This window comes from Rhizobium sp. BK176, assembly GCF_024808055.1.
Window position 1 is genome coordinate 1 of record NZ_JANUBV010000021.1, and the last position, 15,095, is coordinate 15,095.

At 58.4% G+C, this 15,095-nt stretch carries 16 protein-coding genes and 1 tRNA gene; 7 read left to right on the forward strand and 10 right to left on the reverse strand.

From position 1 onward, the window contains the following. Positions 1–44: 44 nt before the first annotated feature. The 4 genes from FHT76_RS34040 to FHT76_RS34055 all read right to left on the reverse strand — a co-directional run bounded on the left by FHT76_RS34040 (position 45) and on the right by FHT76_RS34055 (position 3,536). Positions 45–290, reverse strand: a complete 246-nt coding sequence (locus FHT76_RS34040; protein ID WP_259186314.1) for a hypothetical protein — start codon at positions 288–290, stop codon at positions 45–47. A 41-nt stretch (positions 291–331) separates the two neighbouring features. Beyond that, positions 332–901 carry a hypothetical protein gene (locus FHT76_RS34045; protein ID WP_183864166.1) on the reverse strand — a complete coding sequence of 190 codons (570 nt, stop codon included), beginning with the start codon at positions 899–901 and terminating at the stop codon, positions 332–334. A 1,263-nt stretch (positions 902–2,164) separates the two neighbouring features. Continuing rightward, a tRNA-Glu gene (locus tag FHT76_RS34050) sits at positions 2,165–2,239 on the reverse strand. A gap of 235 nt (positions 2,240–2,474) precedes the next feature. Continuing rightward, positions 2,475–3,536: a class I SAM-dependent methyltransferase gene (locus FHT76_RS34055; protein ID WP_183864167.1), complete on the reverse strand. Its 1,062-nt coding sequence runs from the start codon at positions 3,534–3,536 to the stop codon at positions 2,475–2,477. Positions 3,537–3,766: 230 nt separating this feature from the next. Between FHT76_RS34055 and FHT76_RS34060 the strand changes: the two genes are divergently transcribed. Continuing rightward, positions 3,767–4,201, forward strand: coding sequence for a hypothetical protein (locus FHT76_RS34060; RefSeq protein WP_016553801.1), 435 nt, complete (start codon positions 3,767–3,769; stop codon positions 4,199–4,201). 107 nt (positions 4,202–4,308) lie between these two features. On the opposite strand, the gene FHT76_RS34065 is transcribed toward FHT76_RS34060, so the two are convergent. The 4 genes from FHT76_RS34065 to FHT76_RS34080 form a co-directional block, all read right to left on the reverse strand. Continuing rightward, positions 4,309–5,082: an amino acid ABC transporter ATP-binding protein gene (locus tag FHT76_RS34065; RefSeq protein ID WP_016553802.1), complete on the reverse strand. Its 774-nt coding sequence runs from the start codon at positions 5,080–5,082 to the stop codon at positions 4,309–4,311. A 20-nt stretch (positions 5,083–5,102) separates the two neighbouring features. Further along, complete coding sequence (locus tag FHT76_RS34070) at positions 5,103–6,257, reverse strand: amino acid ABC transporter permease (protein ID WP_114712612.1); 1,155 nt, start codon at positions 6,255–6,257, stop codon at positions 5,103–5,105. Position 6,258: 1 nt separating this feature from the next. Further along, positions 6,259–7,461, reverse strand: coding sequence for an amino acid ABC transporter permease (locus tag FHT76_RS34075; RefSeq protein WP_183756954.1), 1,203 nt, complete (start codon positions 7,459–7,461; stop codon positions 6,259–6,261). Between the two features lie 91 nt (positions 7,462–7,552). After that, positions 7,553–8,578: an amino acid ABC transporter substrate-binding protein gene (locus tag FHT76_RS34080; protein ID WP_016553805.1), complete on the reverse strand. Its 1,026-nt coding sequence runs from the start codon at positions 8,576–8,578 to the stop codon at positions 7,553–7,555. A 370-nt stretch (positions 8,579–8,948) separates the two neighbouring features. On the opposite strand from FHT76_RS34080, the gene FHT76_RS34085 reads away from it, so the two are divergent. Further along, on the forward strand, positions 8,949–10,139 hold the full coding sequence (locus tag FHT76_RS34085; protein ID WP_183756952.1) for a cystathionine beta-lyase: 1,191 nt from the start codon (positions 8,949–8,951) through the stop codon (positions 10,137–10,139). Here FHT76_RS34085 and FHT76_RS34090 read toward each other — a convergent pair whose 3' ends face one another. Further along, positions 10,140–11,294 carry an FAD-dependent monooxygenase gene (locus tag FHT76_RS34090; RefSeq protein WP_183864168.1) on the reverse strand — a complete coding sequence of 385 codons (1,155 nt, stop codon included), beginning with the start codon at positions 11,292–11,294 and terminating at the stop codon, positions 10,140–10,142. 27 nt (positions 11,295–11,321) lie between these two features. Beyond that, positions 11,322–11,567, reverse strand: coding sequence for a zinc-finger domain-containing protein (locus tag FHT76_RS34095; protein ID WP_016553808.1), 246 nt, complete (start codon positions 11,565–11,567; stop codon positions 11,322–11,324). A gap of 156 nt (positions 11,568–11,723) precedes the next feature. Here FHT76_RS34095 and FHT76_RS34100 point away from each other — a divergent pair, with 156 nt between their 5' ends. From FHT76_RS34100 to FHT76_RS34120, 5 genes are all read left to right on the forward strand, one after another. After that, positions 11,724–12,506 (forward strand): alpha/beta fold hydrolase, encoded by a 783-nt coding sequence (locus FHT76_RS34100; protein WP_183864169.1) that lies wholly within the window; start codon positions 11,724–11,726, stop codon positions 12,504–12,506. Positions 12,507–12,621: 115 nt separating this feature from the next. After that, a complete protein-coding gene (gene cysE, locus FHT76_RS34105) occupies positions 12,622–13,455 on the forward strand; it encodes a serine O-acetyltransferase (protein ID WP_183756949.1) in 834 nt (277 codons plus the stop codon). Between the two features lie 124 nt (positions 13,456–13,579). Next, positions 13,580–13,783, forward strand: coding sequence for a DUF3126 family protein (locus tag FHT76_RS34110; protein WP_016553811.1), 204 nt, complete (start codon positions 13,580–13,582; stop codon positions 13,781–13,783). A gap of 208 nt (positions 13,784–13,991) precedes the next feature. After that, complete coding sequence (locus FHT76_RS34115) at positions 13,992–14,399, forward strand: DUF3597 domain-containing protein (protein ID WP_259129689.1); 408 nt, start codon at positions 13,992–13,994, stop codon at positions 14,397–14,399. Between the two features lie 218 nt (positions 14,400–14,617). Then, positions 14,618–14,989: a phasin family protein gene (locus FHT76_RS34120; protein WP_183756947.1), complete on the forward strand. Its 372-nt coding sequence runs from the start codon at positions 14,618–14,620 to the stop codon at positions 14,987–14,989. The last annotated feature ends 106 nt before the right edge of the window (positions 14,990–15,095 follow it).

Genomic DNA, 15,095 nt, shown 5'->3' on the forward strand with positions numbered 1-15,095 from the left:
CATCTTCTTCCATGATTTGGTGTCCACCTATTTTGGTGGACACTTCATGCCTGAGAGCACTTCGCTTCAGAAGGTGCGCAGAAATTCGCGCTTACCTTCGGAACGTGCTTCTTGAGGATGTCGACACTGGCTTCCAGCTCCGCGATCACCTTGCTGATGGTCACGCCATGCGACAGCCAATGGCGGATGCGCTCGACGTCGTACATCATCACGCCACCGCTGCTGACGTTGTCGACCAACTCCTTGATGGCGCGCTGCTTGGGCGGCTGCAGCGCGCTGGCGTCGAGCATGATCTGAAGCCGTCAGCGATCGAACGGTGATTTGTTTTCCATCACTTGTTCTTCCCAGGCTTGTCATTCTTATCCTTGTCCTGTCCCGGAGGGCCGGAGTGCTCATGATTGTCGTCGCCATAGCCATGACCTGGCTTGGTGTCACCGCTGTCGGTTGGCGTCGATGGCGTCTGGCCCTTGGTGGGTTCGCCCGAGCCATCATTCGGATCTGTTTCGCTTGGCGTGCTTGGGCCTAGGCCGCCACCGGTTGGGCCAGTATCCGCAGGTCCAGTGGGGCCAGTCGCGGTATTGTCGCTGGGGCCGCTGCCGTCAGTGGTGCCACCCGTCGAGCCGCCAGTGCTGCCGCCACCACCCGATGGTGAGGAAGGGGGCGACGATGCTGTCTCCTGCCCACGAGAAGGCTGATTGCTGGCACCTCCACCCTGCTGCTCACTGTTCCCTGCGAGAGAGCCTCTTGTCGTACCATCGCTTGCGCTGCCATGCGTGGATCCGAAGGTGCTACCGCCAGAGAACCCGACGTTGGTGGAGGTGCTACCCCAGAGAGCAGAGGAGCTTTTGCGGGCGGGTCGTCCGGTGCTATCGGCGAAAATGCTACCCGTATAGAAGCCCACCGCAATTTCCGAATTTGGAAGTTTCGCGCGGGTTTTAGAGACCTGATTGGCGCCAACATAGCTGTAGGTGCAGCTTCTCCAGAAAAGAAAGAGTTGTCGGCAATGCTTCTTCGGCGCGTTTGTAGTGTAAAGATGGTGGTGTCTTGTCTGCCCTGCGTAAGAAGCCGAGGAAAGCACCACGCAAACCGCTAAAGCGGAAGCAACAGTTTTTACGGTATTCGTGAGAAGACGTTTCATATTCAGGTCGTCCTTTGGGGTGTATTTGATGAGAGACAAATTATCTATCCAAAGGGCGTGCCGTTTGTTTCTGGCTGCCAATCTATTGCTGACGACTGCCACGGCTCTGATCCTGGCTGTTGAACCGGGTCATGCGATAGGAAAAACGGACAAGAATGTGACGGGGACTTTGGGAAGGGAGCGTGTGAAGGAAACGCGTCGACCGGGCGCCGAATTGATCGCTTAAGCATGGAAGCTCAGTCATTGCCCGGTCAGCAGTAAGGGCCGCTCACCGAACGGAGATGCGGATGCAGCGCTCGCAAACACTGCGACAACCGGAACAGTCGATGAATACCTAGCTCATCAGTCGGGGCGGTTACGGCGCTCTTTCCCCCAGCAATGTTCGGAGGGGAAAGGGGCGGTCTGGAGATTCGTGTATGAGTATCAGACGCCGATAACTGGCACGATGGCGGTTGGCGCCGCCTGGCTGACGATTCGGCAGATGCAAGCGACCGATCGCCTCCAAATCGCTCACCATCAGCAACAGGTGAACATCGCGACGCTGCCTAGCCACCTTGCCATTCTGCGATTGATGGGAGTTTTGCCTAAGGCATTGCGGAACTGCAGCAACAAGGCGTTTGAGTTCGTCAGCCTCTGCGAAGGAGAATTTGGATAACCGGTATGGGATAGGAAGGCGAACTTTGCGCTAGGAATGTGCATCGTCGGGTACCGGCATGTGGCGGACAGCTTTACCCACAGCAGGTTTACGTCTTGCTCTTCAAGACAAAACCCTCATCGCTGCGCTATCCCACACGACTGGACGGCCTGAGTGGTACACGGACCTGATGAACCCGATTCTTTCGGACTTGGCTGCAACGACTCAAAATCTGAATGCTTCGCTGGCACATTGGAGCGAAGCCATCTTGGGCTACGAGGCGCCAATCACAGGGTAGATTTTCATTTTCCCCGGCTTGCCCCCGAAAACAAATTATTCTTCGGAACTATCCGCAAACTGGCTATGTTGTAAATGAAATCAAGGAGTTGAAGTGGCACGCCCTAGGGGAGTCGAACCCCTCTTCCCAGAATGAAAATCTGGTGTCCTAACCGATAGACGAAGGGCGCTTCCTTCGTGGTGGCGCCCTTATAGTCAGGCACTTTGAATCCCGCAAGCGGCAAAACAAGAAAAAATCACAATGGCGCGATTTTTTCCCTGCTTCCAGCATCACGCTCCCACTCAGTCCCACTTATCGTTTTGATATTGTTCCGTATTATCAATTCGCGGGCCGCCTGCGAAGATGTGGAAAGGTTTGGCGATGCAGCCGATCGTAGCCGGCAGCATCGCCAATGAGCAGTTTTCTCAGGCGCGCACCTCGAAAACCATGTTGAACGGTGTTTCGGTGGCGCGGCGGAAATGCTTGAAGCCGGCGTCGAGCGCGACTTTCCTGAGCTTGGTCTCGCCGGCCTGCGCGCCGAGGGCGAGCCCGACCTCTTGAGAGAGCGATGCCGGTGTGCAGATCATTGTCGATGCGCCGTAGTAGACGCGGCCGACCGGGTTGAGATTGTCCTTCAGGCAGTCATGAGCGAAGGGCTCGACGATCAGCCAGGTGCCATCAGCAGAGAGCGATTTCTTGACATGTTTGCCGGCGCCGACCGGATCTCCCATATCGTGCAGGCAGTCGAACATGGCGATGAGATCGTAACTCCCTTCAGGGAATCCGGCCGCCGGAGACTGTTGGAAGGTGACGCGCTCGGAAACACCAGCCTCCTTTGCCGCGGCCTTCGCCCGCTCAATCGACGGAGCGTGATAGTCGAAGCCGTAGAATGTCGACGCGGGGTAAGCTTGAGCCATCAGGATCGTTGAGGCGCCATGACCGCAGCCGACATCCGCGACCTTCGCGCCCGCTTTCAGGCGAGCTTCGACGCCCTGCAAAGCCGGTATCCAGTCTGCGACCAGATTATTGTTATAGCCGGTCCTAAAGAATCGCTCGGTTCCGCGGAACAGGCAGGCGCTGTGCTCATGCCACCCCACACCCGTGCCGGCGCGGAAGGCGTCGGCCACCTTGGGTTCGTCCATCCACATGGACTGCACGACCTGAAAGGCCCCGGCGAAGAAGGCAGGGCTGTCTTCCTCGGCAAAGACCATTGCCTGCTCAGGCGTAAGGTGAAAGCGATCGGTCTTCTCGTCGTAGCTGAGGTAATCGGCTGCCGCCAAGGCAGACAGCCACTCTCTGAGATAGCGCTCCTTTATGCCGGTTTCCTTCGCTATCTCAGCTGAGTTGCGTGGTTTGCCGTCGGCCATCGCCTTGAACAAGCCGAGGTCATCGCCCAGTACCACCAGCGCTCCGGATACGGCCGCGCCCACGTCGCCGATCAACCGGCCGACGAGTGCGTCTACTTTCTGCATGTCGGGTTCGCGCATGTCTTCCTCCCTAGGAAAACGCAGGAAAAGCCAGCCCACCCGGCACTATAGCACCGTCGTCGTTCGCCGCTAAAACAACACTGAGGCATCATGGGCGCGAGTTTCATTTTCAGAATGAGAAGGCGATCTGCAAACGAAACTAAACGTACTGGTTGCGCCAATTGTCGCGTTGACAAGAAAATTGGCCAGATCGATAGTTCGATTGCCCCTAGAGGCTTGGAGGAAAGATCATGATCAAGCAGTTGACTATTCTTGCATCCGTTTCCCTGCTCGGGGCGCTGGCATTTGCAACGCCATCCTCGGCGCTGACCATGAAAGAGTGCAGCGCGAAGTATAAGTCGGCCCAGGCGGACGGCTCGGCAAAGGACATGAAGTGGAATGACTTCCGCAAGGCGCAGTGCGGTCCAGACGCGACGGCAGAGCCGGATGTCACGCTGAATAGTGGCGAGGAACCGGAAAAGCCGACGATGACGGCGCCCAAGGGCGTTTCGTTCCCGACAGCCGTTGCACCAAAATATGCGAAGGAAACGCCCGGCAAGGGCAGGATGCACACCTGCGTCGACGCCTACCACCAGAACAAGGACGCCAATACGCTCAATGGCCTGAAGTGGATCCAGAAGGGCGGCGGCTTCTACAGCCTTTGCAACGCCAAGCTAAAGAGCTGACATCTTCGTCGCGTTTGGTGATCGAAGGAGACCATTGCGATAGGTTCCGAAATGAAAAGGCCGCCGGACAAAATCCGGCGGCCTTTGAATTGATCGGAGGCGTCTGCCTAGTGCAGGATCTGGCTGAGGAACAGCTTGGTGCGTTCGTGTTGCGGATTGTCGAAGAACTCGGCCGGCGAGTTCTGTTCGACGATCTGGCCTTGGTCCATGAAGATGACACGGTTGGCGACCTGACGCGCAAACCCCATTTCGTGTGTCACGCAGAGCATGGTCATGCCTTCTTCGGCGAGCCCGACCATCGTCTCCAGCACTTCCTTGATCATCTCAGGGTCGAGCGCCGATGTCGGCTCGTCGAACAGCATGATCTTCGGATTCATGCAGAGCGAACGGGCGATCGCCACGCGTTGCTGCTGACCGCCGGAGAGCTGGCCTGGGTACTTGTTGGCCTGCTCCGGGATCTTCACGCGCTTCAGGAAGTGCATGGCGACTTCTTCCGCCTGCTTCTTCGGCATCTTGCGCACCCAGATTGGGGCCAGCGTGCAGTTTTCCAGGATGGTCAGATGCGGGAACAGGTTGAAGTGCTGGAAGACCATGCCGACTTCGCGGCGGACTTCATCGATCTTCTTGAGGTCGTTGGTGAGTTCGACGCCATCGACGACGATCTGCCCTTTCTGGTGTTCTTCCAGGCGGTTGATGCAGCGGATCATGGTCGACTTGCCGGATCCCGACGGGCCGGCAATGACGATGCGCTCGCCGCGCATTACTTTCAGATTGATGTCACGCAGCACGTGAAAATCGCCGTACCACTTGTTCATCCCAATGATGTCGACGGCAACATCGGTTGCCGAAACGGTCATCTTTTTTTGCTGAGCTTCAGCCATGTGTTCGTTCCCTTGATCTTTTATCGTTTGTGGCCGGTATCGAGATAGCGTTCCATGAAGTTTGAATAGCGCGACATGCCGAAGCAGAACAGCCAAAAAACGAAGCCTGCGAAAATCAGGCCCGTCAATGGCGTCACAGCGCTTGCCCAGTTGGCGTCGGTAAAGTTGAACCGGACGATGCCGAGCAGATCGAACATACCGATGATCGATACGAGCGACGTATCCTTGAACATGCCGATGAAGGTGTTGACGATACCCGGGATGACCAGCTTGATCGCCTGCGGCAGGATGATCAGCCGCATCTTCTGCCAGTAGCCGAGGCCGAGTGAATCGGCGCCCTCGGACTGGCCTTTCGGGATCGCCTGCAAGCCACCGCGAATGACTTCGGCCATGTAGGCTGAGGCAAAGATCGCCACACCGATCAACGCGCGCAACAACTTGTCGATCGTGTAGCCTGCTGGCAGGAACAGCGGCAGCATCACGCTCGCCATGAACAGCACCGTGATCAGCGGGATGCCGCGGATTATCTCGATGAAGCCGACGCAGACCATCTTGATGACAGGCATCTTCGAGCGGCGACCGAGCGCCAGGATAATGCCGAACGGCAGAGACACGGCGATGCCCACGAATGAAAGCACCAGCGTCACCATCAGCCCGCCCCAGAGCGGTGTGTCGACGATCTCCAGGCCGAAGCCGCCGTAGAGCAGCCAGAAGGCAAGGAGCGGCAGGGCGATGAAGAGCAGGACTGCGTTGGTGCCCTTGAACGGTGCTTTTGGTATCAGCATCGGTACCAAGAGCAGCACGAACAAAATCCCGACGATGGTCGGGCGCCAGCGTTCGTCGAGCGGGTATCGACCGTACACGAACTGGTCGACCTTCGCATTCACGAATGCCCAGCAAGCACCGCTCCAGCCGTCGGGCTGAATGCCGCCCTGAACCGCTGTTGCACAGAAGGTGCGATCCGTTCCGGTCCAGACGGCCTGGATGAACAGCCAGTTGATCACGTGCGGCAACGCCCAGCCAAGGAAGGCAATGGCCAAGACCGTCAGCACGATATCCTTGGGTGTCGCCATCAGGTTCTTGCGAACCCAGGCCAGCGGGCCGCTTTCGCTGCGCGGCGCCGGCTCGGCATCGAGGAAGTTGGTTCTGACGAAGGGTTGGTTGGATGTCGGCATCTTATCTCTCCACCAGAGCCATCTTGGCATTGAACCAGTTCATCAACAGCGAGGTGAGGATGCTGAGGGTGAGATAGACGACCGCCCAGATAAAGACGATTTCGATCGCCTGGCCCGTCTGGTTAAGGATCGTGCCGCCGACCGCAACGAGATCCGCGAAGCCGATGGCAATGGCCAGCGACGAGTTCTTCGTCAAGTTGAGGTATTGGCTGGTAAGTGGTGGAATGATGATGCGCAAAGCCTGCGGGACTACGACGAGGCGCGTAACACTTGCAGGATGCAGACCAAGCGCACCGGCTGCCTCGGATTGACCCTTCGGTACACCGCGAATACCCGCGCGGACGATTTCGGCAATGAAGGCCGCCGTATAGAAGGACAACGCCAAGAACAGCGACATGAATTCCGGCCCGACGACCGCGCCACCGGTGAGATTGAATTTTCCGGCCACGGGTACGTCAAACGACAGCGGCATGCCGGACAGCAGGAACGCCAGAAGCGGCAGGCCGACGACGAGTGCAGTCGATACCCAGATTGTATGGAATTGCTTTCCAGTTGCGGCTTGGCGCTTGTGCGCCCAACGCGCGACGAATGCGGATGCCACGATCCCAACGAGGAAGGCCAGGCCGACCGCCCACATGCCTTCGCCGAAGATCGGTTTGGGAAACGCGAGCCCGCGATTGTTGAGGAATACGTTCAGCGGCAGATGCAACGACTCGCGAGCCCCTGGCAGGACGGCAAGAACGCCCTGATACCAAAAGAAGATGACGAGCAGGGGCGGGATGTTGCGGAAGACCTCGACATACACCGTGCAAAGCTTGGCGATCAGCCAGTTATGCGACAGGCGGCCGATGCCGACGACAAAGCCGATGATCGTTGCCGTGATAATGCCGGTAACCGCTACCAGAACGGTGTTGAGGAGGCCGACCACCAGCGCGCGGCGATAGGTGGCGTCGCTGGAATAGCCGATCAGCGACTGGCCGATGTCGAAGCCAGCGCGCCCGTTCAGAAAGCCGAAGCCGGAAGCGGTGCCGGAGCGTGCCAAATTCTGGGCCGTGTTGTGGGCGATCCACCATACGAAGCCAACAATGACGACGATGGTGAGAACTTGGAAGAAAATACCCCGATACCTCGGGTCGTAGAGCGCTGACTGGAAGCTCCAGCCAGTGCTTTGCACATGCGACGTGTGCACAGCCTCTTGCGTCATGCCGAGCCTAATCCCCTATGAGCCCGTTTTCGGGCTTTTCTCTTTGTGGTGGGAAGGCGGAAAACCGCCTCCCCACAGTTTCGTCAGTCGATCAACGTACCGGCGGTGCGTATTGGAGGCCGCCCTTGTTCCACAGCGCGTTCAGACCACGCTCGATCTTGAGCGGGCTGCCCTGACCGACGTTGCGTTCGAAGACTTCGCCATAGTTGCCGACGCCCTTGATGATGTTGTAGGCCCATTCGTTGGTGAGCCCCATGTCGGTGCCGATTTTCGTATCGGTTTCCGTGCCGAGGAAGCGCTTGATGTCAGGATTCGCGGAGTTCTTCATCTCATCGACGTTGGCCTGGGTGATGCCGAACTCTTCTGCGGTGACGAGCGCATAAGCCGTCCACGAAACGATGTCGAACCATTGGTCGTCACCCTGGCGAACGGCCGGGCCGAGCGGTTCCTTGGAAATGATTTCCGGAAGGACCATGTGCTCGTCGGGGTTCTTCAGCGTCAGACGCAATGAGTAGAGGCCAGACTGGTCGGTCGTGTAGACGTCGCAACGGCCGGCGTCGTAGGCGGCGTTGACTTCCTCAAGCTTTTCGAAAACGACCGGATTGTACTGGAGGTTGTTCGACTTGAAATAGTCTGCGAGGTTCAGTTCGGTGGTTGTGCCGGACTGCACGCAGACAGCCGCGCCGGAAAGTTCGAGCGCCGACTTCACGTTGAGGCTCTTGCGAACCATGAAGCCCTGGCCGTCATAATAGGTAACCGGGCGGAAGTTGAAGCCCTGTGCCGTATCGCGGTTGATCGACCATGTCGTGTTACGCGACAGGACGTCGATTTCGCCCGACTTCAGAGCCGGGAAGCGGTCCTTGGCCGACAGTGGCGTATATTTTACCTTGGTCGGGTCGCCGAAAACGGCCGAAGCGATTGCCTTGCAGAAGTCGACGTCGAAGCCAGCCCAATTGCCGGAAGCGTCAGGCTGCGCGAAACCGAGAAGGCCGGTGTTGACGCCGCACTGAATAAAACCCTTTGCCTTGACGTCTTCGAGCGTGGTGGCAGAAGCTGCCGAAGCGCCAAGTCCGAAGACTGCTGCGCCGATGGCGGCCGACAGAAGCTTAATCTTCATTTTTCCCAACCTTTTCCTTTGTCTTATCTTTTTGTGGGAGCGTCGCTGAAGCAAGCAAAACCTCCCATATGGCTCGACACCCTCCCGGCGCGAGCAGTGCTATCTCAGTCGCAAATGTCACCACGGTCAAGTGTCGCAGTGAAAGATTGCGTGATATTTCGGCAATTCCCTAATTGAGGCGCGCAAAATAAGCAGATGGCTAACGAAATGGCGGCGTTTTGCCGAAAAAAATCGCGCAAAATCACTGATATATCTGCAGAATCCTCAGATAGGCGGACATTTTACCCAATTTTCCTTCGGGGTTGACCGATCGTTTTGACCGGTTCAAAAAGTTTGCCGACTGCATCCCACCGCCAAAGGCATTTCCGACATGACAGATAAAGACGGCCTGCTTCAAAACGCAGGCATCAACACGCGCCTTTCCCACCTCGGCAACGATCCGGCCGAATACCACGGTTTCGTCAATCCGCCGGTTGTTCATGCCTCGACGGTGCTCTTTCCCAATGCAAGGGCGATGGAAACCCGCGCGCAGAAGTATACTTACGGAACACGCGGTACCCCGACAACGGACGCCCTTTGCGAGGCGATCGATGCCCTCGAAGGCTCTGCTGGGACAATCCTCGTCCCGTCGGGCCTGGCGGCGGTTACCGTCCCGTTCCTGGCTTTCCTGTCTGCCGGTGATCATGCGCTGATCGTCGATTCCGTCTATGGGCCGACTCGGCATTTCTGTGACACCATGCTGAAGCGCCTGGGCGTTGAGGTCGACTATTACGACCCGATGGTCGGGGCGGGCATCGAGGCGTTGATCAAACCGAACACGAAGCTCGTCCACACAGAAGCTCCGGGGTCGAATACCTTCGAAATGCAAGATATTCCGACAATTTCCGCGATTGCGCACAAGCACGGCGCAATTGTAACGATGGACAACACCTGGGCGACGCCGGTCTATTTCAAGCCGCTCGATTTCGGCGCCGACATCTCCATTCACGCAGCCACCAAGTACCCGTCCGGCCACTCGGATATCCTGATGGGAACGGTTTCGGCGAACGCCAAATACTGGCCGCAGTTGCACGAAGCCAACATTACTCTTGGCATTTGCGGCGCCCCCGACGACGCCTATCAGATCCTGCGTGGGCTGCGCACCATGGGTGTTCGCCTGGAGCGCCACTATGAAAGCGCGCTGACCATCGCCAGGTGGCTCGAGGGCAGGGAGGACGTCGCCACGGTGCTCCATCCGGCGCTTCCGAGCTTCCCTGGGCACGAACTGTGGAAGCGCGACTTCAAGGGCGCGAGCGGCATCTTCTCCTTCGTTCTTGCGGTTGACGCTCCGGAGAAGTTCAAGGCCAAGGCGCATGCCTTCCTTGACGCACTGCAGATCTTCGGCCTCGGTTGGTCGTGGGGGGGCTTCGAAAGCCTTGCAGTCCATGTCAACTTGAACGATCGCCGCATTCGAAAGGCGCCGACTGAAGGACCGGTCATCCGCCTGCAGATCGGGCTCGAGGATGTCGTCGATATCAAGGCCGATATCGAGCGCGGTTTTGCCGCGGCAAAAGCCGTCTGATCAGGTGCCGGCTCGGTAGCCGTAAATCCAGTCGAGATCCGCCGCAAGGCTTTGCGGCGGTCGCAACCCCAGGACGATGTCACGGCCGACGCGGATTGGCCCGCGCGCGTGATAGGCAAACTGGTTGAATGCACCACGCTTGCGCAGTCGCGCGATCCGCGGAGCGCGATGCGTCTCGAACAACTGCAAGGCCTCAGCGACGGGCCGTGCGGCTACGAACATAGCTAGCTCGTATGCATCCTCGATCGCCATTGCAGCACCCTGAGCCGCAAACGGCATCATGGCGTGAGCGGCGTCGCCGATAAGAACACTGTCACGGCCATTCTGCCAGCGTCCGTCCGTTGTTTCGTAGAGGGGCCAGAAGGTCATGCCGCGTGCGTCGGCAAAAATCCGCGTCATGGCAGGGTGCCATCGGGAAAACCGTGAAAGCAACTGTTGGCGTTGCGATTCCGTTGGTCGCGTCGTCCAGTCGTGCGACACGGCATTGCCTGTCGTGATCGCCACCATATTGAAACCGTTGGTTTCGCTCAGCGGATAGCAGACGAGATGTGCTGATGGACCAAGGAAAGCAGAGACGCTTGTCGGTTCAAGAAACGCGGGTGCGTTCGCCGCATCGATCGTGAAACGGTAGGCAATGTTCCCCGAGAAGCGAGGCGAGGGCGCGCCATCGATGCTCTCTCTTACCTGCGACCAGACGCCGTCGGCGCCAATCAGAAGATCCCCAGGACCGCCGGAAACGTCCGAGAGTGTCCCGCGCCCGATCTGCGCTCCGAGATGCAGTTTGCAGAGTGGCTCCTTGGCGACTGCATCAAGCAGTGCCCGCTGCAGCGAGGCGCGATGCAGGACGCCATAAGGGGCTCCCCATCGGGCGCGCGCAAATCCGCCGGCCGGAACGGCTGCCAGTTGACGCAAGGTGGTTCCGGATACGAGTCGAATGGAGTCTGGCTCCAGCCAGATGTCGGTGAGGCGCTCGAGGATGCCGAGCTCCGCCAGAATGTGAGCGGCATTCGGCGAAATCTGCAGACCAGCGCCGACCTCTGTCAGTTCAGGGGCTTGCTCGAAAATCTCGGAATGGATGCCGCGCCGTGCCAGTGCAAGCGCAACGGTAAGGCCAGCGACACCCGCGCCGACGATGGCGGCATGTTCAGCCGGCATGGGCTGTCCGATCCCGAGTTGGCGCTCTTAGGCAGCCTTGACGTGGAAGACGCAGCCGGCCGGATTGGTCTGGTTTGCCTTCAGCGCGCCATTCAAGCGGTAAAGGGTCGAGCAGTACGAGCAGACCTTCTCGTTCTCGTCGCCCATGTCGATGAAGATGTGCGGATGATCGAACGGAACGGAGGCGCCGGTGCACATGAACTCCTTCACGCCGACTTCGATAACGCGGTGTCCGCCGTCGTTCTGGAAGTGGGGAATGTTGTGGCCGGCCATGCTCGTCTCCGAATGCTTCGTAAATGTGCGCGGACCTTATAGTCGTTCATCGCAAATGTGTAGAGCCAAAGAGAGGCAGGACGCACAGTTTTTGCAACTGCGAGGGTTTCAGTTCGGCGGCCTATAAAATATGGTCCGGCAAAAAAGGACAGTCTGATGAACTTGAATACGCCCGTCTTTTCCAGCTTCACGCATAACGGTCTGAAGCTTGCCTTCTTCGACGAAGGTGATCCGTCGGGCGTGCCGGTGCTGCTGATCCACGGATTTGCGTCAAGCGCCAACGTGAACTGGGTTTATCCGGGCTGGCTGAAGACATTGGGCGATGCGGGCTACCGGGTCATTGCCATCGACAACCGGGGACATGGCGCAAGCGACAAGCCACGCGATGCCGAGGCCTACCGCCCCTGGCATATGGCGAGCGACGCCATCGCGCTGCTCGATCACCTCGGGATTCCCGAAGCCAACCTGATGGGCTACTCGATGGGAGCCCGCATTTCTGTGTTCGCGGCGCTCGCCCATCCCGACCGCGTGCGTTCGCTGGTCCTCGGCGGCCTCGGGATCGGGATGACGGACGGAGTCGGCGACTGGGATCCGATTGCGGATGCCTTGTTGGCGGCTTCCCTCGATGATGTCACCCATGACCGCGGGCGAATGTTCCGGGCTTTTGCCGACCAAACAAAAAGCGACCGTGATGCGCTCGCCGCCTGTATCAAGGGGTCGCGCGATCTCGTTGCGCGGTCCGACATGGCGAAGATCGAAGCTCCGACCTTGATCGGCGTCGGAACCAAGGACGACATCGCGGGTTCAGCCGAGGAACTCGCCGCACTGATGCCTCGCGCGACGGCGCTTGATATCCCCGGCCGCGATCACATGCTGGCCGTCGGCGATCGGGTCTTCAAGAAGGCGGTGCTGGAGTTTTACGCCGAAGTCGCCGGATAGCGACTTGGCTTCTGTTGTGGCAGGTGGGAACGATGCAAGATTGCCGAAGCACCCATTTATGTTAACAGGTTTTTGCCCTATATAGAGCCGATCTACGCATACGAGGAGACCTTTCATGGTCGCAAAGACAGACATTCGCTCTCTTGAGACGGGCAACCCCCTCAAGGTGATAGATCCGATCTGGGACAGCCTGCGCGAGGAAGCGCGCGCCGCCGCGGAAAGTGATCCGGTGCTGGCCGCGTTTCTCTACTCGACGGTACTCAATTACCGGTCGCTGGAAGAGTGCGTGATCTATCGTATCTGCGAACGTCTCGACCATCCCGACATGCAGGCGATTTTGCTGCGCCAGACCTTCGATCAGATGTTGGAGGATTGGCCGGAGTGGAGCGCGATCCTGCGTGTCGACATCCAAGCGATTTATGATCGTGATCCCGCATGCCTGCGTTTCATGGAAGCGGTGCTCTACTTCAAGGGATTCCATGCGCTGCAGACGCACCGCCTCGCGCATTGGCTGCTGAACCGCGGCCGGCGCGATCTGGCGCTGTATCTGCAGAGCAGATCATCAAGCGTGTTCCAGACCGATATCAATCCGGCCGCGCGCATCGGCAGAGGCATCTTCCTCGATCACGCCACCGGGCTGGTCGTTGGTGAGACCGCCGTGATAGGCGACAATGTATCGATCCTGCATGGCGTCACCCTTGGCGGCACCGGCAAAGAAGGCTCGGACCGCCATCCGAAGATCGGCAGCGGTGTGCTGATCGGCGCCGGCGCCAAGATCCTCGGTAACATCGAGATCGGCTATTGCTCGCGCATTGCCGCTGGCTCAGTCGTGCTGAAGGCGGTGCCGCCCAAGACCACCGTGGCAGGCGTTCCGGCCAAGGTGGTCGGAGAAGCAGGGTGTTCGGAACCGTCGCGAATAATGGATCAGGTGATCGGCGCGGATATCTGAGCCGCGCGTCACCTAACAGTTGGCATATCGGCGGGGATAGCGTTGTGCGTGGGTCCCCGTGCCTTTACAGCGCCGTCTTTCCCATGCAAGAAGCGGCCAACCGAGACCGCTCAGGAGATGCAGTGTGAAGCCCGAAGAAATCAAGAAACTCGACGCCTATTTCAAGCGCACGTTCAACCCCGAGGTCATCGTCAAGGCACGCCCGCGAAAGAACGATTCCGCTGAAGTGTATCTCGGCGAAGAATTTCTGGGTGTCGTCTATATCGATGACGAGGACGGCGACCGCTCCTACAATTTCTCGATGGCGATCCTCGACGTCGATCTCTGAAATCGGATCGATGGGCGGTCTGTTGGCCGCCCGTCAATCCAGCGGTGTCCCGCCCCACGCCGCCCAAGCCGCGATCGCTAACCTCCGATTGTTTCCTACCGCAGAGCAATCTCTAGCGGAAAATTGGGCAACCTTCTCTGGACCCATCCGTCGAACGCTCCATCTCCTCCGCTGAGCATGTGCTCTAGGCTAGGAAGGGATGTTGAGAATGGGTATTTTCGACAAGATCAAGAACGCGATTTTTGGGAAAGCTGTGGCTGCTCCAGTTACTCCGTCTGCCACACCTGCGGCTGCGCCGAGCGCCGCGCCCACGGCCACACCCCAGCCGGCACCGACGGCCGCGTCACCCGCCGCTGCGACCATTGACATCGTGCCACTGCTGGATGCGGCAGTGAAGAAGAGCGGACAGAAGCTGGATTGGCGCCGTTCTATCGTCGATCTGATGAAGGCGGTCGGCATGGACGCGAGCCTTGCGGAGCGCAAGGAACTTGCCGCCGAACTGGGCTTTACGGGCGATCCGCATGACACCGCCACCATGAACATGTTCCTGCATAAGGCATTGATGAAACGCCTTGCTGAGAATGGCGGAAAAGTTCCGGCTGACCTTCTCGACTGACCCGACGGTTCCATTGGCATCGCGACGATATTTTTGATGAAATCTCTGGTTGCGGTGTCCTGATATATTTTAGGGAAATCAAATGCAGCGCGTTGACTAAGAGCGAGAGCCGGGCTCGACACTCGCATAGGATGTTGTGCGATGCACAACAATACTTGACTATTTGTGCGTTGCAGCTAGGCTCCATCAAGCCACACATGCCAAGGAGGATGATGGTCATGTTGAACTTCGACGACGTCAATCGGAAGAACAAGGAAGCCATGGACACGGTCCTGAAGAGCTATTCGGAGACTGCCAAGGGTTTCCAGGCCATTGCCGCCGAAGCCGTGGAGTATTCCAAGAAGTCGTTCCAGGACACGGTCACGCATTTTGAAAGCCTGTCGGGAGCGCGTAGCTTTGAAGCTGCCTTCGAGCTGCAGACCACCTATGTGAAAACCGCATACGAGAACTTCGTGAGCGAAGCCACCAAGCTCGGCGAAATGTATTCCGATCTCGCCAAAAGCGCTTACAAACCATACGAGGCGCCTGTTGCGGCAGCGGCCGCCAAGGCGATGAAGACGGCTCCAGTTGTTGCGCCCGCTGCGGCGTAACCATAACCGGCAATTGCCGTACAGCTCTTGAAAATCGAAGACCGGCTACGCATCTGCGGCCGGTCTTTTCTTTTTTCACAATGCCCGTCGCATGCCCACCACCCGG

Coding starts and splice junctions, on each gene's coding strand:
- FHT76_RS34040 (WP_259186314.1), bottom strand. CDS start 290: ATGCTCGACGCCAGCGCGCTGCAGCCGCCCAAGCAGCGCGCCATCAAG.
- FHT76_RS34055 (WP_183864167.1), bottom strand. CDS start 3,536: ATGCGCGAACCCGACATGCAGAAAGTAGACGCACTCGTCGGCCGGTTG.
- FHT76_RS34060 (WP_016553801.1), top strand. CDS start 3,767: ATGATCAAGCAGTTGACTATTCTTGCATCCGTTTCCCTGCTCGGGGCG.
- FHT76_RS34065 (WP_016553802.1), bottom strand. CDS start 5,082: ATGGCTGAAGCTCAGCAAAAAAAGATGACCGTTTCGGCAACCGATGTT.
- FHT76_RS34070 (WP_114712612.1), bottom strand. CDS start 6,257: ATGCCGACATCCAACCAACCCTTCGTCAGAACCAACTTCCTCGATGCC.
- FHT76_RS34075 (WP_183756954.1), bottom strand. CDS start 7,461: ATGACGCAAGAGGCTGTGCACACGTCGCATGTGCAAAGCACTGGCTGG.
- FHT76_RS34080 (WP_016553805.1), bottom strand. CDS start 8,578: ATGAAGATTAAGCTTCTGTCGGCCGCCATCGGCGCAGCAGTCTTCGGA.
- FHT76_RS34085 (WP_183756952.1), top strand. CDS start 8,949: ATGACAGATAAAGACGGCCTGCTTCAAAACGCAGGCATCAACACGCGC.
- FHT76_RS34090 (WP_183864168.1), bottom strand. CDS start 11,294: ATGCCGGCTGAACATGCCGCCATCGTCGGCGCGGGTGTCGCTGGCCTT.
- FHT76_RS34095 (WP_016553808.1), bottom strand. CDS start 11,567: ATGGCCGGCCACAACATTCCCCACTTCCAGAACGACGGCGGACACCGC.
- FHT76_RS34100 (WP_183864169.1), top strand. CDS start 11,724: ATGAACTTGAATACGCCCGTCTTTTCCAGCTTCACGCATAACGGTCTG.
- cysE (WP_183756949.1), top strand. CDS start 12,622: ATGGTCGCAAAGACAGACATTCGCTCTCTTGAGACGGGCAACCCCCTC.
- FHT76_RS34115 (WP_259129689.1), top strand. CDS start 13,992: ATGGGTATTTTCGACAAGATCAAGAACGCGATTTTTGGGAAAGCTGTG.
- FHT76_RS34120 (WP_183756947.1), top strand. CDS start 14,618: ATGTTGAACTTCGACGACGTCAATCGGAAGAACAAGGAAGCCATGGAC.